The 21281-nt window shown below is 61.6% G+C and carries 26 protein-coding genes; 13 read left to right on the top strand and 13 right to left on the bottom strand.

The annotated features are described in order from the left end of the window. Nucleotides 1–7 precede the first annotated feature (7 nt). Complete coding sequence (gene orn / locus ACFO3A_RS06190) at nt 8–604, bottom strand: oligoribonuclease (RefSeq protein WP_377724897.1); 597 nt, start codon at nt 602–604, stop codon at nt 8–10. Between the two features lie 29 nt (nt 605–633). Here orn and ACFO3A_RS06185 point away from each other — a divergent pair, with 29 nt between their 5' ends. Both ACFO3A_RS06185 and rsgA read left to right on the top strand, forming a co-directional pair. Continuing rightward, complete coding sequence (locus ACFO3A_RS06185) at nt 634–1977, top strand: M48 family metallopeptidase (RefSeq protein WP_377724896.1); 1344 nt, start codon at nt 634–636, stop codon at nt 1975–1977. Next, the gene (gene rsgA / locus ACFO3A_RS06180) at nt 1974–2942 is read left to right on the top strand and encodes a ribosome small subunit-dependent GTPase A (RefSeq protein ID WP_377724894.1); all 969 of its coding nucleotides are present in this window, start codon (nt 1974–1976) and stop codon (nt 2940–2942) included. The genes ACFO3A_RS06185 and rsgA overlap by 4 nt, the downstream gene beginning before the upstream one ends. A gap of 51 nt (nt 2943–2993) precedes the next feature. Here the strand turns inward: rsgA and ACFO3A_RS06175 are convergent, their stop codons facing one another. The 11 genes from ACFO3A_RS06175 to ACFO3A_RS06125 form a co-directional block, all read right to left on the bottom strand. Beyond that, nucleotides 2994–4631, bottom strand: a complete 1638-nt coding sequence (locus ACFO3A_RS06175) for a methyl-accepting chemotaxis protein (RefSeq protein WP_377724893.1) — start codon at nt 4629–4631, stop codon at nt 2994–2996. Between the two features lie 173 nt (nt 4632–4804). After that, nucleotides 4805–5725 carry a cobalamin biosynthesis protein gene (locus tag ACFO3A_RS06170; protein WP_377724892.1) on the bottom strand — a complete coding sequence of 307 codons (921 nt, stop codon included), beginning with the start codon at nt 5723–5725 and terminating at the stop codon, nt 4805–4807. A gap of 58 nt (nt 5726–5783) precedes the next feature. Next, complete coding sequence (locus tag ACFO3A_RS06165) at nt 5784–6491, bottom strand: CoA pyrophosphatase (RefSeq protein WP_377724890.1); 708 nt, start codon at nt 6489–6491, stop codon at nt 5784–5786. A gap of 82 nt (nt 6492–6573) precedes the next feature. Continuing rightward, entirely contained in the window at nt 6574–6975 is a 402-nt protein-coding gene (rplS, locus tag ACFO3A_RS06160) for a 50S ribosomal protein L19 (RefSeq protein ID WP_377724889.1), read from the bottom strand. A gap of 147 nt (nt 6976–7122) precedes the next feature. Next, nucleotides 7123–7908, bottom strand: a complete 786-nt coding sequence (trmD, locus tag ACFO3A_RS06155; RefSeq protein WP_377724888.1) for a tRNA (guanosine(37)-N1)-methyltransferase TrmD — start codon at nt 7906–7908, stop codon at nt 7123–7125. Nucleotides 7909–7929: 21 nt separating this feature from the next. Then, entirely contained in the window at nt 7930–8499 is a 570-nt protein-coding gene (gene rimM / locus ACFO3A_RS06150) for a ribosome maturation factor RimM (RefSeq protein ID WP_377724885.1), read from the bottom strand. A gap of 78 nt (nt 8500–8577) precedes the next feature. After that, a complete protein-coding gene (gene rpsP / locus ACFO3A_RS06145; protein WP_377724883.1) occupies nt 8578–8832 on the bottom strand; it encodes a 30S ribosomal protein S16 in 255 nt (84 codons plus the stop codon). Nucleotides 8833–9058: 226 nt separating this feature from the next. Further along, a complete protein-coding gene (locus ACFO3A_RS06140) occupies nt 9059–10069 on the bottom strand; it encodes an inorganic phosphate transporter (protein WP_377724881.1) in 1011 nt (336 codons plus the stop codon). Nucleotides 10070–10101: 32 nt separating this feature from the next. After that, nucleotides 10102–10749 carry a DUF47 domain-containing protein gene (locus tag ACFO3A_RS06135; RefSeq protein WP_377724880.1) on the bottom strand — a complete coding sequence of 216 codons (648 nt, stop codon included), beginning with the start codon at nt 10747–10749 and terminating at the stop codon, nt 10102–10104. 396 nt (nt 10750–11145) lie between these two features. Continuing rightward, complete coding sequence (locus ACFO3A_RS06130) at nt 11146–12462, bottom strand: replication-associated recombination protein A (protein WP_377724879.1); 1317 nt, start codon at nt 12460–12462, stop codon at nt 11146–11148. 7 nt (nt 12463–12469) lie between these two features. Then, nucleotides 12470–13468 (bottom strand): integron integrase, encoded by a 999-nt coding sequence (locus tag ACFO3A_RS06125; protein WP_377724877.1) that lies wholly within the window; start codon nt 13466–13468, stop codon nt 12470–12472. 68 nt (nt 13469–13536) lie between these two features. On the opposite strand from ACFO3A_RS06125, the gene ACFO3A_RS06120 reads away from it, so the two are divergent. The 11 genes from ACFO3A_RS06120 (at nt 13537) to wrbA (ending at nt 19850) form a co-directional block, all read left to right on the top strand. Continuing rightward, nucleotides 13537–13854, top strand: coding sequence for a DUF1010 domain-containing protein (locus ACFO3A_RS06120; protein ID WP_377724875.1), 318 nt, complete (start codon nt 13537–13539; stop codon nt 13852–13854). Between the two features lie 16 nt (nt 13855–13870). Beyond that, nucleotides 13871–14116, top strand: a complete 246-nt coding sequence (locus tag ACFO3A_RS06115) for a DUF1010 domain-containing protein (protein WP_377725007.1) — start codon at nt 13871–13873, stop codon at nt 14114–14116. 273 nt (nt 14117–14389) lie between these two features. After that, on the top strand, nt 14390–14836 hold the full coding sequence (locus ACFO3A_RS06110) for a hypothetical protein (protein ID WP_377724874.1): 447 nt from the start codon (nt 14390–14392) through the stop codon (nt 14834–14836). Nucleotides 14837–14894: 58 nt separating this feature from the next. Next, nucleotides 14895–15332 carry a hypothetical protein gene (locus ACFO3A_RS06105; protein ID WP_377724872.1) on the top strand — a complete coding sequence of 146 codons (438 nt, stop codon included), beginning with the start codon at nt 14895–14897 and terminating at the stop codon, nt 15330–15332. After that, nucleotides 15319–16077, top strand: coding sequence for a hypothetical protein (locus ACFO3A_RS06100; RefSeq protein WP_377724870.1), 759 nt, complete (start codon nt 15319–15321; stop codon nt 16075–16077). The genes ACFO3A_RS06105 and ACFO3A_RS06100 overlap by 14 nt, the downstream gene beginning before the upstream one ends. Nucleotides 16078–16256: 179 nt before the next feature. Further along, the gene (locus ACFO3A_RS06095; RefSeq protein WP_377725005.1) at nt 16257–16406 is read left to right on the top strand and encodes a DUF1010 domain-containing protein; all 150 of its coding nucleotides are present in this window, start codon (nt 16257–16259) and stop codon (nt 16404–16406) included. Between the two features lie 24 nt (nt 16407–16430). Continuing rightward, nucleotides 16431–16751: a hypothetical protein gene (locus ACFO3A_RS06090; RefSeq protein ID WP_377724869.1), complete on the top strand. Its 321-nt coding sequence runs from the start codon at nt 16431–16433 to the stop codon at nt 16749–16751. Nucleotides 16752–16823: 72 nt separating this feature from the next. Then, nucleotides 16824–17585 carry a hypothetical protein gene (locus tag ACFO3A_RS06085; RefSeq protein ID WP_377724868.1) on the top strand — a complete coding sequence of 254 codons (762 nt, stop codon included), beginning with the start codon at nt 16824–16826 and terminating at the stop codon, nt 17583–17585. A gap of 84 nt (nt 17586–17669) precedes the next feature. Beyond that, on the top strand, nt 17670–18440 hold the full coding sequence (locus ACFO3A_RS06080; protein ID WP_377724866.1) for a hypothetical protein: 771 nt from the start codon (nt 17670–17672) through the stop codon (nt 18438–18440). Nucleotides 18441–18575: 135 nt separating this feature from the next. Beyond that, nucleotides 18576–19226, top strand: a complete 651-nt coding sequence (locus ACFO3A_RS06075) for a uracil-DNA glycosylase family protein (protein WP_377724865.1) — start codon at nt 18576–18578, stop codon at nt 19224–19226. A 30-nt stretch (nt 19227–19256) separates the two neighbouring features. Continuing rightward, nucleotides 19257–19850, top strand: coding sequence for an NAD(P)H:quinone oxidoreductase type IV (wrbA, locus tag ACFO3A_RS06070; protein ID WP_377724864.1), 594 nt, complete (start codon nt 19257–19259; stop codon nt 19848–19850). 154 nt (nt 19851–20004) lie between these two features. Here wrbA and ACFO3A_RS06065 read toward each other — a convergent pair whose 3' ends face one another. Further along, complete coding sequence (locus ACFO3A_RS06065) at nt 20005–21228, bottom strand: multidrug effflux MFS transporter (protein WP_377724863.1); 1224 nt, start codon at nt 21226–21228, stop codon at nt 20005–20007. Nucleotides 21229–21281 lie beyond the last annotated feature (53 nt).

The raw sequence follows: 21281 nt of genomic DNA, 5'->3' as shown, positions 1-21281 counted from the left end.
CACGTTCTCATAGCGCCAGAAAATGCCGGCGGTAGTGCTGCAATTCGTCGATGGATTCCAGCACGTCGGCCAGGGCGGTGTGGCGCTGGGCCTTCTTGAAGGATTTCACCACTTCGGGCTTCCAGCGCCGGGCCAGCTCCTTCAGGGTGCTGACGTCCACGTTGCGGTAGTGCAGATAGGCTTCCAGCTTGGGCATGTAGAGGGCCAGAAAGCGCCGATCCTGCCCGATGCTGTTGCCGCACAGCGGCACTTTGCCCTTGGGCACGTAGCGGCGCAGGAAAGTGAGCAGTTGCTCTTGTGCGTCTTCCTCGGTCAGGGTGGAGGCTTTCACGCGCTCGATCAGGCCGCTGCGGCCGTGCGTGCCCTTGTTCCAGGCGTCCATGGCGTCCAGCAGGGCGTCGCTTTGGTGGATGACCAGCACCGGGCCGGGCACGCGCACTTGCAGGTTGGCGTCGGTCACGATCACGGCGATTTCGATGATGCGCTCGGTGGCCGGGTTCAGCCCCGTCATTTCGCAATCGAGCCAGACCAGATTCAGGTCGGATTTGGGCAGATCGGGCAGGGCAACGGCGGCCGGGGTTTCGCTGGCGGTGGGCAGGAGCATCGGCAAATTGTCGCCTACACTCGCGCCACATGCCGTCTGCCAGTCTTTTTTCCCCCAGTTTTTTCCTCACCGCCGCCTTTGCCTGCGCCCTGGCGCTGCAACTGCTTGCGCAGGTGGGCCTGCTTACCCGCCAGGTGCGCCATGTGGCACGGCACCGCAGCGCCGTGCCTGCCGCGTTTGCGGAAAAAATCCCTCTGGTCGCCCACCAGAAAGCCGCCGATTACACCCTGGCCAAGGCGCAAGTGGCCCTGCTGCAACTGGCCTGGGGCGCGGTGCTGTTGCTGGGCTGGACACTGCTGGGCGGCCTGGATGCGCTGCACCAGGGCCTGCTGGCCTGGATGGGGCCGGGGCTGGGGCAGCAGGTGGCGCTGGTGGCGGCGTTTGCGCTGATCTCCGGCCTGCTGGAGCTGCCGTTTTCCGCCTACCAGACCTTCGTGGTCGAACAACGCTTCGGCTTCAACCAGAGTACGCCGGGCCTGTGGCTGGGCGATCTGCTCAAAAGCACGCTGCTGGCCGCTGCCATCGGCCTGCCGCTGGTGGCCGCCGTGCTGTGGTTGATGCAGGCCGCAGGCAGCCTGTGGTGGCTGTGGGCCTGGGGGCTGTGGACGGGCTTTCAGCTGTTGCTGATGTGGATTTTTCCGACCTTCATCGCGCCGCTGTTCAACCAGTTCCAGCCGCTGGAAGATGCTGCCCTGAAAGAGCGCGTCACCGCCCTGATGCAGCGCTGCGGCTTTGCCGCCAAGGGCTTGTTCGTGATGGACGGCAGCCGCCGCTCGGCCCACGCCAACGCCTATTTCACCGGCCTGGGCAACGCCAAGCGCGTGGTGTTCTACGACACCTTGCTGAAAAAACTCGATGTCGACGAGGTGGAAGCCGTGCTGGCGCACGAGCTGGGCCACTTCAGGCACCGGCACATCGCCAAACGCATGGTGGTCATGTTTGCCATCAGCCTGGGCGGGCTGGCCTTGCTGGGCTGGGTCAGCCAGCAGCCGTGGTTCTACACCGGCCTGGGCGTGGCGCCCACCCTCGATCTGGCCCTGGGCGCCAGCAGCGCCATGCTGGCCCCCGGCGACAGTGTGCCGATGCAGGGCGTGGCGCTGCTGCTGTTCATGCTGGTGGTGCCGGTGTTCAGCTTCTGGCTGGGGCCGCTGTCTGCCCATTTCTCGCGCCGCGACGAATTTCAGGCCGATGCCTACGCCGCCGCCCAGGCGCAGCCCGCGGCCCTGGCCAGCGCCCTGCTCAAGCTGTACGAGGACAACGCCGCCACCCTCACGCCCGACCCGCTGTACGCTCGCTTCTACTACTCGCACCCGCCGGCGGTGGAGCGGCTGGGGCAGTTGCATCAAGCTGGCCGTCTGGAAAGCGCCGCATGAGCCGCAAGTACCGCGCCCCGACCCCTGTGCCGAATGCCGCGCTGGAAAGCGGCCTGATCGTCGGCAGCCACGGCCGCCACTGCGTGGTGGAAAGCGCCGATGGCAGCCGCCGCATCTGCCACCCGCGCGGCAAGAAGAACCAGGCCGTGGTCGGCGATCAGGTGCTGTGGCTGCCCGCCCCGCCGGGCCAGGGCGAGGAAGGCAGCATCGAACAGGTGCAGCCCCGGCGCAACCTGCTCTACCGCCAGGATGAAATCCGCACCAAATCCTTTGCCGCCAACATCGACCAGGTGCTGATCCTGATCGCGGCCGAGCCGGTGTTCTCCGAAAGCCAGCTGGCCCGCGCCCTGATTGCTGCGGAAGATGCGGGCATTGCCCCCATCGTCGCCCTGAACAAAAGCGATCTGGCCCAGCCCTTCGCCCAGGCGTGGGAGCGGCTGGCGGCCTACCGCGCCATCGCCGACGAGGCTGGGCAGCCGCACTATCGCGTGCTGGGGCTGAATCTGGCCCGGCCCGGCGCAGAGCAAGCGGCCCTGCTGCGCGATGTGCTGGCCGACAAGGCCACCCTGGTGCTGGGGCCGTCCGGTTCGGGCAAAAGCACGCTGATCAACCTGCTGATCCCCCAGGCGCAGGCGGCGACGGGGGAAATCTCCCAGGCGCTCAATTCGGGCCGCCACACAACGACGACCACCACCTGGTACTGGCTGGATGCCGCGCGGCGCACGGCGCTGATCGACTCGCCCGGCTTTCAGGAATTCGGCCTGCGCCACATTGCGCCGACGGCGCTGGCGCACCACATGCCGGACATCGGCCAGCACGCCCAGGGCTGCAAGTTCTACAACTGCACCCACCTGCACGAGCCGGGCTGCGCCGTGCTGGCCGAAGTGGGCCACAGCATCAGCGCCCAGCGCCACCGGCTGTATGCGGAGTTTTTTCAGGAGCTGGCAGCGCCTGTCAACTATTGATTTCAAGGTGTTTTATCCTTGAAATCTTTTATTTGTCAGCGGTAAAAGCTATCAAAAGCGGAACACATCCAGCGTGCGCCGCAGCACGCCGGTGCTGCCGTCCATGCGCTCGGCAGACTGGGCATATTCATGCGCCATGCGGGCGTTGTCCTGGGTGACGTGGTCCAGATCGGCCAGCGCCACGTTCACCTGGGCGATGCCCGCGCTTTGCTCGGTCATGGTGGTCAGCATCCCCTGCATTTCCTGGCGCACCTGCTGCACGGCCTGCACCGACTGGCCCATGGATTGGCTGGCCGACTGCATTTGCGCGGCGCTGCGGCCGATCTGCTCGGTGGAGCCGGCGATCAGTTGGCGGATTTCCCCCGCCGCCTTGGCGCTGTTCTGCGCCAGATTGCGCACTTCCGAAGCCACCACGGCAAAGCCCCGGCCCTGCTCCCCGGCACGGGCGGCTTCCACGGCGGCATTCAGCGCCAGGATGTTGGTCTGGAACGCGATGCTTTCGATGGTGGAGATGATCTGCCCCATCTGCTGCGACGATTGCTGCAACTGCTGCACCAGCGTCTGGGCCTGCTGCATGGCGCTTTCGCTTTCGGCGGTCAGGCGGGCGCTGTGTTCCGTTTCGCGCCGGATTTGCTCGGTGGCCTGCTGGCTGTGCGCCACGGTCTGGGCCATCTGCTCCATGGCAGCAGCGGTTTCCTGCAAGTCCTGGGCCTGGCGGTCGGTACAGCTGGACAAATGCACCGCCCCCTGGGTCAGTTCGCGGGCCACGGCGTTGAAGCCGTCGATCTCATGCTTGGCATCGCCGATCACCGCCCGCAGGTTGATGTGGATCTGCTTGATGCGCTCCAGCAGCAGCCCCAGCGGATGGGGCGATAGGGGCGGCGGCAAATTGCCGGACAACTGGCCGCTGGCAATGTCCGAAACCAGGTTCTGAATCGCGCCCAGGGGCCGCGTCACCCGCATATGCAGGCAGCCCAGGGCCAGCGCCGACCAGGCCAGCAGCAGCACCGCCAGCAGCGCCAGTTGCCACGGGGCCGTCCAGCCCAGGGCGGGAAACAGCAGGGCCAGCACCACCAGCGGCACTTGCAGCCCGGCCTGGCGCTGCGTCAGGCTCAGGCGCTGGAATTTGCCCAGGAGATTGCGCCAGCCATACACCCGCACGCGCCCGCCATGCAGTTCGAAACCTGGCCGTGGCCTGGCCCGCTCGGCCAGGATGCGGGCATACAGCTGCTCGGCCTCGGCGATTTCCTGGGCGCTGGGTTTGGCCCGCACCGACATGTAGCCGATCGGCTTGTTGCCCTGCATCACCGGCGTGACGTAGGCCCGCACCCAGTAATAGCCGCCGCCTTTGCGGGCATTCTTCACCGTGCCCTGCCAGATGCGGCCGTGGCCGATGGTGGCCCACAGGTCTTTGAAAATCTCCGACGGCACGTCCGGGTGGCGCACGATGTTGTGCGGCTGGCCCATCAGTTCGGCCTTGCTGAAGCCGCTGACCTCCTCGAAGGCCTCGTTGCAGTGGGTGATGCGCCCCTGCCTGTCCGTGGTGGACATGAGCAAGGCATCGGCCGGGAAATCGTAGCCCTGGGCAGACGCGGCGGCTGTCTGCCCCCCCAAAGAGGGGTCTTGCCGACGCTGCACAGGTGCAGGAGAGGGAAACTGCCGGGACGGGCGGTCAGAAGGAGTAGGCATGGCAAACCACAAAGCTGTAAGAGCCGGTTCATGGCCCTCGGCGCATCCAGTCAGCGCGAACCGCTGTGACCACTGCGCTTGTCAGCCGCGCATGCTAGAAGGTTTTGCCGCTGCGCAAACAAATTGTTGCATGACGCCCACTGATTCATTAATTTTCTTGACGAACGTCAAGATTACCCGAGTAAACGTCCCAGGGTCAGCAGCGCCAGAAGCAACAGCCAGACCGCTACCAGGCGCCAGACCAGCCCCACCAGGCTGTACAGGTGCTGGAACTGCGGCGCCGTGCCATTGGCCATGCCGTAGGGGCCCAGGTTCACATTCAGCGCCCCGGCAGTGGCCGCCACGATCACCCCGTCGCTGTCGTCCGGGGTGTGTTCGGCGTAGCTGCGCCAGCCGGCAATGGTGTCCTCGAAGCTGCCGACCACGGCAAACCCGATGCCGGTGAGCCGCGCCGGCAGCCAATCCCAGGCTTGCCAGACACGCTGGGCGGCTGCCTGCAACGGGGCGCTGGCCGGTTGCACCCCGGGGCCGGGCTGGGCCGACCAATCGCGCCCCAGATACTCTGCCGTGCGGTACAGCACCGCGCCAGCCGGCCCCAGGCCCAGCAGCATCAGCACCGTGAACCAGAAGAACACGCCAAAAACATGGCGGTGCGCCTGCACCACCGAATGCGCCATGACCTGGCCCAGCAGCGCCTGCTCGGACAGATCGGCAACGTCCCGCTGGCACCAGTGGGCAAAGGCGCTGCGGGCTGCAGGCAGGTCCCCTTCGGAGAGCGCATCCCGGATGGCGGTGAAATGGTGGCTGAACTGGCGAAAACCCAGCGTCAGGTACAGCACGGCGACGTTCCACAGCAAGGCCAGGGGCCAGCCCAGGCCGGACAGCAGTCCCCAGTACACCACGCTGGCAAACAGTCCCGGCACGACCAAGGCTACCCCCAGCGCCAGCCAGGGCGAAACCCCCTGCCCGCCATCGTCCAGCGAGCGACGCACGGAGACGGCCCAGGCTTTCAGCCCTTGGTGGGCGGGGTTGTCGCGTTGCAGGGGACGGGCCTGCTCCAGCATCAGGGCAAACAGGATGGCAAAAAAACTCATGCGCCGATCATAGCGGGCGCTGCTGCTGCCAGACTGCCCTCAGAGCGTGAACACGCCCTTATGCCGCCATGAAGCGGTAGAAATTGCGCAACATGCCTGCCGTTGCGCCCCAGATGAAGCGTTCCGCCCCCTGGGGGTCGTGGTAGGGCATGGAAAACCATTCGCGCTCGCGCCCCTGCCAGAACAGGCGATGGCGCCGGTGGTTGGCCGGGTTCAGGATGAAGGCCAGCGGCACTTCAAACACCTGGGCGACTTCCTGCGGATTGGGCACCAGCGGCTGCGGCGGTACCAGTGCCACCACCGGGGTGACGTTGTACGCCGAGCCGGTGGTATACACCGGCAAGCTGCCCAGCACTTGGGCATGCTGCGGGGCCAGCCCGACTTCCTCCCACGCCTCCCGCAAGGCGGTGGCCACCGCATCCTGGTCTTCAGGGTCGGTGCGCCCGCCGGGAAAAGCGACCTGGCCGGAATGGCTGGAGAGCTGTTCGCTGCGCTGGGTCAGCAGCACGGTCAGTCCCTCCTGCCGCTGCACCAAAGGCAAAAGCACCGCCGCAGCGGCCATGGGGCGCTGGGTAAATGCCGGTTCGCCGCGCAGTTCGGGCTGCCAGGCGGGAGGCCGGGCAAAGCGCTGGCGCACGGCCTGCTCGGTCTGGGCCTGTGCCGACACCGCTGGCAAATGGACATCGCACCCGTAAATCGGCACTTGCCGGGGATCGAACGTGGGGATACCCACCGGGCGCGAAAAGCATTGGGACGAAGAAGACATGCACTAAAACAAAAAAGCCGCCACAGCAAAACTGTAGCGGCTTTTGGCCGGTTGCGCCCGCCCCATCCGGTAGGGCGGATGCTTACTCGGCAGCGGCCGGGGCTTCGACAGCAGCGGCCTTGGCCACGCGCTGGGGCAGCTTTTCCTTGATACGGGCTTTCTTGCCGGTCAGGCCGCGCAGGTAGTACAGCTTGGCACGGCGCACGTCGCCACGGCGCTTGACTTCGATTTTGGCGATCAGGGGCGAGTAGGTCTGGAAGGTACGTTCCACGCCTTCGCCGTTGGAGATCTTGCGCACGATGAAGCCGCTGTTCAGGCCACGGTTGCGCTTGGCGATCACCACGCCTTCGTAGGCCTGGACGCGCTTGCGGCTGCCTTCGACCACGTTCACGCTGACGATCACGGTGTCGCCGGGGTTGAAGTCGGGGATTTCTTTGTTCAAACGAGCAATTTCTTCTTGCTCAAGGGTTTGCAGCAGATTCATGGTTCATCCACATTGATCGTAACCGCGCCGAAATTGGCAAGCGCCGGGATTGGCGCCATAGGCTGGAACGGTAAAAACCAGAAATCCAGCGGCCGGATAGAGGATCAAAGAACCCGCGATTATAACCATGCGGGATTTTGTCGGCAACTACTCTGCTGATACGGGTGGGCTGACCGCCTGGGTGCGCAGAAACGCTTCGTCCTGCGCCGTCAAGCGCCCCTGGCTGCGGGCCTGCTGCAACAGCTCCGGCCGCTGGCGGGCTGTCAGCAGCAGGCTTTGTTCGCGCCGCCAGCGTTCGATCTGTGCATGGTGGCCCGATAGCAGGGCTGCCGGCACGCACTGGCCCTGCCAGACTTCGGGGCGGGTGTAGTGCGGGCAGTCCAGCAGGCCGTCCAGCGCCGGGTTGAAGCTGTCCTGCTGAAAACTGCCGGCATCGTGCAACACCCCGGGCTGCAGGCGCGTGACCGCATCGAGCAGCACCAGCGCGGCCAGTTCGCCGCCGGACAGGACGAAATCGCCCAGGCTGATCTGGTGCGTGATGTTGGCGTCGATAAAGCGCTGATCCATGCCCTCGTAGCGCCCGCACAGCAAAATCGCCCCGGCACTCTCGGCCCACTGCGCCACGGCAGCGTGGTGCAACACCGCGCCGATGGGGGAGAACAGCACCACCGGGGCGGCAGCCGTCTCGCCCGCCTGCGCCCGGTCTTGCCGGGCGGCGTCCAGGCAGCGCTGCAAGGGCTCGGCCAGCATGACCATGCCGGGGCCGCCGCCGAAGGGGCGGTCATCGACGCGGCGGTAGTTGCCTTCGGCAAAGTCACGCGGGTTCCACAGCCGCACCTGCACCTGGCCGCTGGCAAAGGCGCGGCGCGTGACCCCGTTGTCCAGGAACGGGGCGAACATCTGCGGAAACAGGGTCAGGATGTCAAAGCGCATGGCCGGGCCGGGAATGTGACGTTAGTAATCGGGCTGCCAGTCGGCGACGATGGTCTTGCCGGGCAGATCGACGCTGTCGATGTAGGCATCGACGAAGGGAATCATGCGTTCCACGGGCTTGCCGTCCACTTCCTGCTCCAGCACCAGCACGGTTTGCGGGCCGGTGGCCAGCAGGTCTTTCACCACGCCCAGGGCGACGCCTTCGCGGTTGCGCACCTGCAGGCCCAGCAGGTCGATCCAGTAATACTCGCCATCTTCCGCCTGGGGAAAGTGTTCGCGGGCCACAAAGATGCGGGCGCCGCGCAGCGCTTCGGCCTGATTGCGGCTGGCCACTTCCGGGCTGGTGGCCACCAGCCCATCGCCATGCCAGCGGATTTGCTTGACGGGCAGCGCGACGGTGCCGGCGAAGGTTTTTGCGCCTTTTTCTGCTGGCAGCAAGAACCATTGCGGGGCCGCCATCAGGGCTTGCGGATCGGCGCTGAAGGCGATGACTTTGAACCAGCCTTTGACGCCCCAGGCATCGGCGATGCGCCCGACTTCGATGGCATCGCTGGGCAGGTCGGTGGCAGGTAGCAGGGGCAACTCGTGCATGGTCGGAAACAATGGAATCGATAAAAAAAGGCTCCGTCAGACATGCTAACGGAGCCTGGCTTGCGGCAGCAGCGCAGTTTAGGCAGCGACCTTGGCAGCAGCTTGCTTGATCAGGCGCTCGGCAGTGTCCGACGCCTGGGCGCCGACGCTCTTCCAGTAAGCCACGCGATCCAGCGCCAGGCGCAGGCCTTCTTCAGCGCCGCGGGCGTTGGGGTTGTAGAAGCCCAGACGCTCGATGAAGGCGCCGTCGCGACGCACGCGCTTGTCGGCAGCAACGATGTTGAAGAACGGACGGGCCTTGGAGCCGCTGCGGGAGAGTCGAATGACGACCATGGTTATTCCTTCGGGTGGTTGCAGTTGCACTGCAGTTGATTTTTCACGACGTTTGAGACACGCGACATGGCCACCCGGCCAGCGACACGCCGAAAGCGCGTGATTATACAGAAAATAAGAAAACCGATTTGAGGATAAAAAGAGAGCTGCTTGCGTTTGATTTGCAAGGATTCCAGAATGAAAACAACCTGAAATCCTTATGTTGAAAGCGCAAGCAGCTTCTTTTTCAATAAAGTTGCAGGCTGATCCAGTACGCCACGGCAGCGACCAGGGCACTGGCCGGAATCGTCAGGAACCAGGCCCAGATGATGTTGCCTGCCACGCCCCAGCGTACGGCGCTGGCCCGCTGGGTGGAGCCGACGCCGACGATGGCCCCGGTGATGGTGTGCGTGGTCGATACCGGTACGCCCAGGACGGTGGCAACGAACAGGGTGATGGCCCCGCCCGATTCGGCGCAGAAGCCGCCCACGGGCTTGAGCTTGGTGATCTTCTGGCCCATGGTCTTCACGATGCGCCAGCCGCCGAACATGGTGCCGCAGCCAATGGCGGCGTAGCAGCTGACGATGACCCAGGTCGGCGGCACGCCGTCGCTGACGGAGGCATAGCCCGTGGCGATCAGCAGCAGCCAGATGATGCCGATGGTCTTCTGCGCATCGTTGCCCCCGTGGCCCAGGGAGTAGGCCCCGGCGGAAACCAGTTGCAGTTTGCGGAACAGGCCGTCGACATTGCCGGGGCTGGAGCGGCGGAAGATCCAGGCGACGATGACCATCATCATCGAGCCGAGCAGAAAGCCCAGCAGCGGCGAGATGACGATGAACGCCACGGTCTTCAGAATCCCGCTGGCGATCAGCGCACTGAAGCCGCCTTTGGCCAGCCCGGCACCGACCAGGCCGCCGATCAGGGCGTGCGAGGAGCTGGACGGGATGCCGTAGTACCAGGTGATGAGGTTCCACACGATGGCCCCCACCAGGGCGCCGAAGACGACGTGGGTGCCGACCATGTCGGCCTCGATGATGCCTTTGCCGACGGTGGCGGCCACGCTGAGGTGAAACACGAAGACCGCAGCGACGTTGAAGAATGCGGCAAAAAGCACCGCATGGGACGGTTTGAGCACGCCGGTGGAGACGACGGTGGCAATCGAGTTGGCGGCGTCATGAAACCCGTTCATGAAGTCGAACACCAAGGCCATTGCCACCAGCAGGATCACCACCCACAGGGCAGCTTGTACGGGTTCCATGGTCAGGAATTTCTTTTTTGTGCGGGAAAAAATCAGGAGTTTTCGAGGACGATGCCTTCAACCACATTGGCCACGTCTTCGCACTTGTCGGTGACCGACTCCATCAGCTCGTAGAGCACCTTGAGCTTGAGCAGCTCGCGCATGTCCTGTTCCTCGCGGAACAGCTTGCTCATGGCGGAGCGCAGCACGCGGTCGGCATCGGATTCGACAATATCGATCTCGTTGCACAGCTTGAGTGCGGCTTCGGCGGTCTTGGCATCGCTGATGCGGTGCAGCAGCTTGACGACGTCACGCACCCGTTCGCAGCAGCGCATGTTCAGTTCGGTCAGTTGCACGACTTCGGGGGTCATGACGCGCACGTCGTACAGAAACATGGTGTCGGCGCAGTCCTGGATCAGGTCGGCCACGTCGTCCATGGTGTTGATCAGCCCGTGGATGTGCTCGCGGTCCAGCGGCGTGATGAAGGTCTGGTGCAGGGTGCGGTTGACCTCGTCGGTGACGCGGTCGGCTGCCTGCTCGGCTTCATCGACGGCCTGGTTGAATTTTTCGCGCAGCGCCACGTCCCCGTAATTGGCAACCAATTCAGAGAAGGCTTGCGCTGCTTCCACGATGCGCTGGGCATGCTGGTTGAACATTTCGAAAAAATTGCCTTCGCGCGGCAATAGCTTGCCAAACAGCATGAACGCTCCTTCGGATGGATTGCGTAAGACATTAAACCCGGTGTGCCCTTCACGCATGAAGCACACCGGTCACGTTTGCACCGCCGTGCCAGCGCCATGAATCACCTGCGCTGGCACCAACGGCCCGGACATATAGCCAGGCCCGCACGATGTGCGGGCCCGCCAAGTGCCGCAATTTTCCACGACAGCGGTGCCTCCCCCGGGGAGCTGCCTAGGCATAACCCTAGGACAACGTGGAAAAGCGGTTCGGAAAAAACTGGGTTTTCGGGAGTTTTTTTCTAGAAATCAAAAGCTTAGAGTTTTAATGCGAAAAAGTTGATGTTTTTTCATTACTTGTTGTTTCATCGCAACGAGGCACACAAGCCATGCCAAAGCGCGAAGCCCCTCTCCCTGCTTTCACTCTTGCGCAAGGTCTTGCTGCGCCTGGACATTGCGCTGGCGCAGCGCCTGCAGTTTCTCGCCAATCTTGATTTCCAGCCCGCGCGGCACGGGCTCGTACAGCATGGGCCGCTCCAGCCCCTCGGGAAAATAATTTTCGCCGGCGGCAAAGCCATCGGGCTCGTCGTGCGCGTAGCGGTAGCCCTTGCCGTAGTCCAGCTGCTGCATCAACCTGGTCGGTGCATTGCGCAAATGCAGCGGCACCGGGCGGCTGCCGTCGCCCTGCACCAGGGCGCGGGCGCGTTTGTAGGCCACATAGCCGGCATTGCTCTTGGGGGCCGCTGCCAGGTACAGCACGGCCTGCGCCAGGGCCAGTTCGCCCTCGGGGCTGCCCAGGCGCTCGTAGGTCAGTGCCGCCTCGTTGGCGATCTGCAGGGCCCGGGGGTCGGCCAGGCCGATGTCCTCCCAGGCCATGCGCACGATGCGCCGGGCCAGGTATTTGGGGTCGGCCCCGCCGTCCAGCATGCGCACCAGCCAATACAGTGCCGCGTCCGGGTCGGAGCCGCGCACGCTTTTGTGCAGGGCGCTGATGGTGTCGTAGAACTGCTCGCCGCCCTTGTCGTAGCGGCGTAGCTGCTGGCCCAGCACCTGCTGCAGCCAGTCCGTGGTGATGGGCGCAATGCCTGCTTGCTGGGCACTGGTTGCCAGCGTCTCCAGCGTATTGAGCAGCCGCCGCGCATCGCCATCGGCATAGGCCACGAGCGTCTGCACGGCATCCGGCTCGATTGCCGGCAGCGCCTGCACGGCCTGCGCCTTGGCGACGATTTGCTCCAGGTCCTGCGTGGTCAAGGCTTGCAGGACGTACACCACCGAGCGCGAGAGCAAGGCGGAATTGACCTCGAACGACGGGTTTTCCGTGGTCGCCCCGACAAAGGTGAACAGCCCACTTTCCACATGCGGCAAAAAGGCGTCCTGCTGGCTTTTGTTGAAGCGATGCACCTCGTCGACGAACACGATCGTGCGCTGCGGCATCAGGCCCGTGGCAACGGCCTGGGCCTGTTCCACCGCTTCGCGGATTTCCTTGACGCCGCCCAGCACCGCGCTGATGGTGATGAACTGGGCGTCGAAGGCCTGCGCCATCAGCCGGGCAATCGTCGTTTTGCCCACCCCGGGCGGGCCCCACAGAATGCAGCTGTGCGGCCGCCCGGACTCGAACGCCAGGCGCAGCGGCATCCCCGGCCCCAGCACGTGCTGCTGGCCGATGACCTCGGCCAGGGAATGCGGGCGCAGGCGCTCGGCCAGCGGTGGGTGGGATGACGGGAAAACGTGGTTCATAGGTGACTCATAACGCATCCAGCGGGCTTTGCACGCCGCGCCCGCCCTTGTTTAAAACATGGGTGTAAATCATGGTGGTGCTCACATCCTTGTGGCCCAGCAGTTCCTGCACCGTGCGGATGTCGTAGCCCGCTTGCAGCATGTGGGTGGCAAAAGAATGCCGCAGCACATGCGGCGTGCAGGGCTTGTCTATCTCCGCGCGGCGTGCAGCTAAAGCCACCGCCTTCTGCACCGATTGCTCCAGCAAGTGATGGCGCCGCTCTACCCCCGAGCGCGGATCGACCGACCGCACCGTGCTGGGAAACACATACTGCCAGCCCCAGGCCGTGGCGGCGTTCGGGTACTTCACGGCCAGCGCATCGGGCAGCCAGACAGCGCCCAGCCCCGCATCCAAATCCTTGCGGTGCAGCGTGCGGGCACGCTCCATCTGCTCGCGCAGCGGGGCGATCAGGTTCTCGGGCAACACCGTCACCCGGTCTTTGTTGCCCTTGCCCTGGCGCACGATCAGCTCGCGCCGCTCAAACTCCACATCTTTCACGCGCAAGCGTAGCGCCTCCAGAATCCGCATGCCCGTGCCGTACAGCAGCGATGCCACCAGCCACTGCGTGCCATTGAGTTGCAGCAGCAGCTCGCGCACCTCGCGCTGCGTCAGCACCACCGGCAGGCGACGCGCCTTCTTGGCGGAAACCACCTCGTCCAGCCAAGGCAAGTCTTGCTGCAACACCTCTTTGTAAAGAAACAGAATCGCCGCCTTGGCCTGGTTCTGCGTGGAAGCGGCCACATTGCGTTCCACCGCCAGATGCGTCAAAAACGCCGTAACCTCCGCCGCCCCCATCTCGCACGGATGGCGCTTGCCATGAAACAGAATGAAGCGCCGCGCCCAATCCACATAAGCCTGCTCGGTGCGGATCGAATAGTGCAGCACCCGGATGCGCTGGCGCAGCAAATCGAGCAACCGGGGCGGCTGCGGCGCAGCGGGGGTGGGCGAAACGGGTAGCACATCCATCAGCAGAATTTTAGGCGGCCTAAACAGGCAAGCGATCAGCGTAAGCTCGTAGCAACAGTGCATGCCGCATGCTTGACTTAGGCCGCACCAGTTTTGTAGGATGCGGCGCTCTAACTCTAGTTAGTCCCCTCATTTACTTTATGCAGGCCGCTATTTATTCCAGCGCTTCGCATTTCTCAAAGGGTTTTCAAGCCTTTTTGGCCTCTAGCCCTTGCGTAGCAAGCACCACAAGCTATCATTCTTGCAGCGCTGCCCCGCTTCCGTGGCGCAGCGCTTTTTCGTGGGCCGCGCCCTTCTCCAAGGCTGGGCGCTTCCTTTTGGCCTTCGGGTCTAACTCTACGTTCAAGCCGACCCGCCTTCGGCGGGCGGCTTACCTTGGCCGTTAGTCCCCTCATTTACTTTATGCAGGCCGCTATTTATTCCAGCGCTTCGCATTCCTCAAAGGCTTTCCAAGCCTTTTTGGCTGGTAGCGCTTGTGCAGCAAGCGCCACCAGCTATCACTCTTGCAGCGTTGCGCCGCTTCCGTGGCGCTGCGCTGTTTCGCGGGTCGCGCCCTTCTTCAAGTCAGGGCGTTCCCTTTTGGCCTTCGGGTCTAACTCTGCGTTCAAGCCGACCCGCCTACGGCGGGCGGCTTACCTTGGCCGTTAGTCCATTTAAAATCCCCATTCATGCAGGCCGTCATTCATTCCAGCGTTTCGCCTTTCTCAAAGGTTTCTCCTTGGGGCTTTTGGCGCTGCGCTGGGCTTCGCCTGCATGCGCTGCGTAAGCTTCAAGCATTTTTGGCCTCCAGCACCCACCCAGCAAGCGCTGGCAGCTATCATCCTTGCAGTCCCTGCGCCGTTTCAAGCGTCGGGTCTAACTATTCGTCGCAGCCGACCGCCTACGGCGGCGGCTGAACTCAGGGCGTTAGGTAGCCACTCTATGAACGATCTTATTTCGAAGCTAAAGACTCCAGAAGAGTGCGCCATATTTGAGAAGAATGTCATAGATCGTGGCCGACCTGATCTAGTTCTTGCTGCACGTAGACGATCTGTTGAACTCCAAGCGCTGAAGTATGGTGCTGCAACTAATGCTGAGCGTGAATGCCTTGAGGCTATATTTGCGTATGAGCAGGTGCTAAGCGCGAAGAATGGAAAGAAGACAAGAGCTTCGAGAACTTGGCCAATGGTAGAAAAATACGGAATCATCGAAGCGGCGCAGCGTGCAGTTGATAGAAAAGAAGATGCGCAGGGCTACTTGGCGTTGCTGGATATGGGTCTTCAAGACTATGCTTTCGAAGCAGTTATCCTTCGTCATCCTGATTCGTTCTCGCCAGCATCTGTTGAGCGCTCGCGCGAGCGTATGGCTGGTCGTAAATATACGCCCTAACCCGGCGCTCAAGCGGACTTGCTACGCAAGCCGCTTACCTTATACGTTAGCACTCAAGATGATCCGCACGTTCCTCAAAGACCTTCCGTACACATTGACGCAACCAATGTATCGTGAGTACGAGGACAAATGCCGGGAATTGGGTGGGTGGCAACAGCATTCGCGGCTTCAGAGAGCGAAGCCGTATCTCGCGCAACGTGATGCAATCCACTTCATTTTCGCTCTTGGCATTTACTATCGTTATGTCATCGCACCACTATCCAGTAGCGCGAACTTCTTCGAGCGTCTTGAAACAGAATTTGAGGCCGGTCTTACCGTTGGCGGCCGCAAAATTGGCGCAGACTTTCGCTCGTCAATTCAGAATGCGGCGGATCATTTCGGTGCCGTCCTAAAGTCATTCGGACTGGGGCCGTCTTTCTTCGCACAGACGGATGTTAAACGCATCGTCATGAACCTAATCGAATTGGAAGAGCGAAGGGCCAATGAGCAAGACTAAATCCCCCTTCAAGGACAACAATCTGTTGAAGCAGCAGATACAGACGTTTCTTTCTCAGCATCACTCCTGTTTTTCGCAGGAGGCCAATAGAACCTCCGCATTCTTTGAACTCGCTGCGTACAACGATCTTGTTAAGTTCTACGAAACGAATGGCTACTTGGTGACGCCTCAGAATCTTCGAGGGAAAGAACGGCAGTTTGTGTACGCATTGAGCCCCAAGGCAAAACCGAGCAACTGTTCTTTTTTCTACGCAGAGAAACGTTACTGCAACGGCGATTCAATGACGTTCGAGATTCGCCACAATTTGAGAATTCAGTCGGCGCATAATTCAGATATCTATGTTTCTCCTGACTACGCGGTAATTGAAAAGGATGCAATTACGTCAACCCATCAGCCGCACTATTACAACGGAAAGGTCGACTACTTCTTCGTCGCCGCAAAGGATGTCAAGACGTTCGCCGAGACCAAGCATTACCAGCCGAGCCCGGAACTCGTACTAAATTTCGTCGGCCTGATCAATGAACTCATGCCAGCACTAATGGGCGGGAAATTCCCAACAAAGAAGCCAAAGCATTGTGGCCCGGCACTTTTCGTTTCCGGTGTTGGGAATGCTCATCTCGTAAAGATCAAGGAAAGCTTGGGGAGTCGCTACAAGGCGAATATTTTCATGGGATTGTTCGCATACCCAAGCCAGGTGCATTCAGCCTCTAATCAAGTGAATATCCACAAGATTGGGAGCGCTTGAGTGCTAACACTGTGGTGCAGGGGACGCTGCGCCAAAAAGCAGCGCAGCGCCCCTGACCTTGAACGTTAGTCCCCTCATTTACTTTATGCAGGCCGCTATTTATTCCAGCGCTTCGCATTTCTCAAAGGTCTTTCAAGCCTTTTTGGCCTCTGGCGCTTGTTCAGTAAGCGTCAGAAGCTATCATTTTTTGTAGCGTTGCGCAGCTTCGGTGGCGCAGCAGTTTTTCGTGGGCTGCGCCCGTCTTCAAGTCAGGGCGCTCCCTTTTGGCCTTTGGGTCTAACTCTGCGGTCAAGCGGACGGCTTCGCCGCCGCTTACCTTGGGCCGTTAGGCCTAAATTATTAAAGGTGCAATAGTGAAAAAACTTAAGGCAAATGGAAGCCGCATCAGTAGCTATCAGGTCAGCGTCATTCCTTATACTGTCGAATCTGGCGAGACATACCAAAAAATTTCACTGGTGGTGGTTGCAGAATCCATCAAATACACCTATGACATACATCAAGACACCCGCCACCCCGATATTCAAAATATCAAAAAACACCTTGAGACTTCTTTGGCTAAGGCTGTTGAGGAATATTTAAATGTTGAGATCTCTGAGTACACAGAGCGTTTCTATCTTTTTGTTGATTTCCAAGGTATTGGGCAGGAGCAATATACAGGCCGTTGCACTGCCTAAACAATCAGTCAAGCCGACCCGCCTGCGGCGGTCGGCTTACTTTGTTCGTTAGGCCTCAGGGAGAATCATCTAATGCAGTCAGTGACGCTCTATCGCTATTGGCAGTTTGGGACAGGATTTCGCTACCTACAAGATGCCAAAGAAGGCTATAGTATCCATGGCTCGGCCGTTGTCATCGGCAACATCGAGGCTCTATTAAAGAAGTTGGAGGATCTCAATCTGTATGTCACGATCCGAGCCGCTGCCAATCTCCGTTCTCTTCTTAAAGACTTGAAGGCAACTCCGGGGGACTCCAAGCTCGATGCTGCACAGGCTCGAAAGTTAAGTAGTACGGTTCGAGCGCTGCGCCAGACACTAGAAGCCGAATTGAAGGGAGTCAACGCCTATGTGGTTTCGCCGAAGCGCATCGAGGTAGAGCGCTTGGTCTCGGACCCAGCGAGTCTGTTTGCACCAGATGTTTTCAATTCCCTTTCTGAGCTCGCACGCTTCGACATCGCTGAAGCAGCCAAATGTATCGCTTTTGAGAGGCCTACAGCTGCTGCCTTTCATTTGATGCGTGCGACAGAAGAAGCGCTCCGAAACTACTACTGCCACTTTGTCAAGCGTGACCGGCTTAGTGTCATGATGTGGGGCCCCATGGTTCAAGCATTGCAGAAGCACAGGCGTGCGAAGCAATACGATGTTCTAAACAAAAACCTGGATAACGTTCGCACTTCATTCCGAAATCCTACGCAGCACCCTGACAAAGTCTACGACATTCACGAAGTACAAGACCTTTGGGGGCTATGCGTTGAGGTGATCAATCGGATGGAGCGTGCAAAGGCCGAGGCCTAACCAGTCATTCCACCGGACGGCCTACGGCCGCCGTGAATTCATTCGTTAGCCCTCACAAATCGCAGCCGTCTTCCGGTACGCCTTATGAACAAGAAATGGTTCGAGATTGCTAAAGACCTTGTAGTTCCGCTACTGGTCGCTCTACTGCCGTTCGCTCCATCGCTTTACGCTCGACTGACCGAACCCACTCTGCATTTCGTCTACGATATCAAGAACGAGCGCAACCCCGTGGCTGAATGGAATCGACAGCTATCCAACATGTTCAAGCAACTGGATGTTTCCGATCAAAAGGCGTTCGAAAACCTTCCCGCTCCGCTTCTCAAGCGAATTGGCGCAGAGATATACAAGTCTCTTCCAGCAATGTTGTCTGGAATCGGGTTTCATCCGACTGATAGTACCAAGGTGCAAATCCTGAACGTCGCAGATCAGGAACTTCGAAATATCCGCGTCCACTTCATGGGCTGCGAGGGCTTCGATACATATGAGACGTGGCCGGACTCAATGGGTAGCCTAAACAATCCAAGTCGAAATGGCCCCAAGCCATCTGGTCAGGTGACTTTACGATACGACAAGCTATCCCCGTCGGCTGATCGTTCGACCAGCATGGCCCAGATTGCTTTCTACGGGGAGAGCACGTCCAAGTGCGAACCGACAGTGGAAGCGGAACTTGCCGATGGAAGAATTGCAGTTGGAAAGAAGGAACCACTTCAAGAGTACCTCAATGGGTCCGCCTGGGATCGTTACAAGAAAGAGCAACGTGTCGACTTCTTCTTCAAGCTCTTCTTGTCCTTCGCGGTGCTGTACATGTTCCTTCAGGTTCGCAGCCTAAAGAGGCGCGTCAATGATGAGGGCTAACCCTGCGTTCGAGGCGACCTGCGCGAAAAGCCGCGCAGGTGCCTCAACTTCGCGTTAGTCGGGCTGTCTCACCGCTGGTCTGATCTGCTCAAAGCATCTTTGGCATTACGCCTGGCGCTTTCTACACTTAGGGCCATGGATGCCTTGTATTTCACCCCGCCAGAGCAAGACCTGGACACCCTGCTGGGCCGCGTGCGCTCCTGCACCTTGTGCGCCGCACACCTGCCGCTGGGCCCGCGCCCGGTGCTGCAAGCGGGCCGCAGCGCCCGCATCCTGATTGCCGGGCAGGCGCCGGGGCGCAAAGTCCACGCCAGCGGCATTCCGTTCGACGATGCCAGCGGCCGGCGCCTGCGTGCCTGGCTGGGCCTGACGCCCGCGCAGTTTTACGACCCGTATCTGGTGGCGCTGGTGCCCATGGGCTTTTGCTACCCCGGCACCGGCACGTCGGGCGATTTGCCGCCGCGTCCCGAATGCGCTCCCACCTGGCGCCAGCCGCTGCTGGAGCGGATGCCGCAGGTGGCGCTGACTATCGTGCTGGGCCAGTACGCCCTGGCCTGGCACCTGCCCCGGGCGCCGCGCAACATCACCCAGATGGTCGAACAACTGCGCGGCAAGGACTTGGCCGAACTGCCCGATACCATCGTCCTGCCCCACCCCAGCCCGCGCAACAACGGCTGGTTGCGGCGCCATCCCTGGCTGGAGGCGCAGGTGCTGCCCTTGCTGCGCCAGCGCGTGGCCCGGTTGCTGGCCAGCCCGGCTTGCCCCACCGCCCGTGACGGGGGATGATGACCAGGTTTTTTCACCCAGGAGGTTTTTATGAGCGTCAAACTTGCAGTGGTTTATTACTCCACCTATGGCACCAACTACCAGATGGCCCGCATCGCCGCCGAAGCGGCCAAGGCTGCTGGCGCGGAAGTGCGCCTGTTGAAAGTCGCGGAAACCGTTCCTGCTGCGGTGGTGGAGGGGCAAGCGGCCTGGAAAGCCCAGGCCGACGCCATGGCCCATATCCCCACCGCCACGGTGGCCGACATGGAATGGGCCAACGCCTATCTGTTCAGCGCCCCCACGCGCTTTGGCGGCATGGCCAGCCAGATGCGGGCCTTCATCGATACGCTGGGCGGCTTCTGGGCCAAGGGCGGTCTGGCGAACAAGGCGGTGTCGGCCATGACTTCGGCGCAGAACGCCCATGGCGGGCAGGAGTCGACGCTGCTGACCTTCTATTACACGGCGATGCACTGGGGCAGCATCATCGTGGCCCCGGGGTTCACCGATCCGGCGATCTTCAAAACCGGCGGCAACCCTTACGGCTACAGCCATACCCAGGGGGCGGAATTCACGCCCGAGGTGCAGGCTTCGATCGGGCACCAGGCGAAACGGCTGGTGGACGTGGCCGGGAAGCTGGCTCCGTAACGGCACTGTTGTGCGATGCGGCTGGCCGGTGCGGGATACGGCCAGAAGAAGGTGAGAATGAAATAAATAAGTAGCTTCTTCCGCTTGTAATTGCTTGGTTTTAATGTGTTTTGTATTTGAAATTCAGTAAATACCAGCGAAAGCAGCTACTTTTTTAATTTTCCCGCCCAATCTCCGGCCAGCGCTGGTGCAGCACGATCCAGGAGACCAGGCCGATCAGCATCAGCCCCAGCGAGGCGCTGGCCAGCGCGATGGCCGAGTGCATGACCAGCGGCGCCAGCAGCCCGGCGACCAGTCCGTTGGCGGTGGAGCCGACCACTGCTTGCAGGGATGAGGCCATGCCCCGGCGCTGCGGGAACAAATCCAGCACCAGCAGGGTGACGACCGGCACCATCAGTGCCCAGCCGAAGGAAAAAATCGCAATCGGCAGCATGGCCCAGCCGGGATGCGGGGGCAGCAGCAGGTTGGCGGCAAGGTTGACCAGCGAGATCACCAGCATGATGAGCAGGCCGTGGCGGATCTGCTTCTTCGGCGCGATCTTTCCGGCCAGCTGGCCGCTGACCCAAGCGCCGCCCATGATGCCGCCGATGTTCAGCACGAACAGCCAGAAGAACTGCGTCGGCGCCAATTGCAGCAGCTCGCCCAGGAAGGCCGGGGCCGAGAGCACGTACAGAAACATGCCGTTGAACGGCACCCCGCTGGCCAGCGCCAGCAGCAGAAAGCGCGGATCGGTACACAGCTCCCAATAGCCACTGAGCAGGTGGCGCACGTTGAACGGCTGGCGCTGGCTGGGGTGCAGGGACTCGGGCAGCACCTTGAAATTGACCGTCCACAGGGCCGCCCCGATGGCGGTCAGCAGCCAGAAAATGCTGTGCCAGCCCAGGGCGACGAACAGCCAGCCGCCCAGGATGGGGGCAATTGCCGGGGCCAGGCCGAAGAAGATGGTGATCTGGCTCATCACCTTCTGCGCCTGGGTGGGGGGGAACATGTCGCGCACGATGGCCCGCGAAACCACTACACCGGCCCCGCACGAGAGGCCCTGCAAGGCACGGAAAACGATCAGCTGCGTCACGTTCTGCGCCAGGGCGCAGCCGGCGCTGGCCAGGGTGAAGGCCAGCAGACCCCACAAAATCACCGGGCGGCGGCCGAAGCTGTCGGCCAGCGCCCCGTGAAACAGGTTCATGAAGGCAAAGCCGAACAAATAGGCCGACAGCGTCTGCTGCATGTGTACCGGCGAGGTTTGCAGCGAGGCGGCAATGCCCGAGAAGGCGGGCAGGTAGGTGTCGATCGAGAAGGGGCCCAGCATGCCCAGCACGGCCAGCAAAATGGCCAGTGTCCAGCGCGGCCCGCGCCATAGCGTTTCGGCGTGAGGGTGCATAACGCAGTCGGAAAGTAAAGCGGCCCATTATCGGCCTGCGGCGCAAAAGGTGC

Source organism: Comamonas nitrativorans (genome assembly GCF_042654765.1).
GTDB lineage: Bacteria > Pseudomonadota > Gammaproteobacteria > Burkholderiales > Burkholderiaceae_C > Comamonas > Comamonas nitrativorans.
The sequence above is the reverse complement of the archived record's forward strand: the minus strand, read 5'-3'. Positions and strand labels throughout refer to the sequence as shown.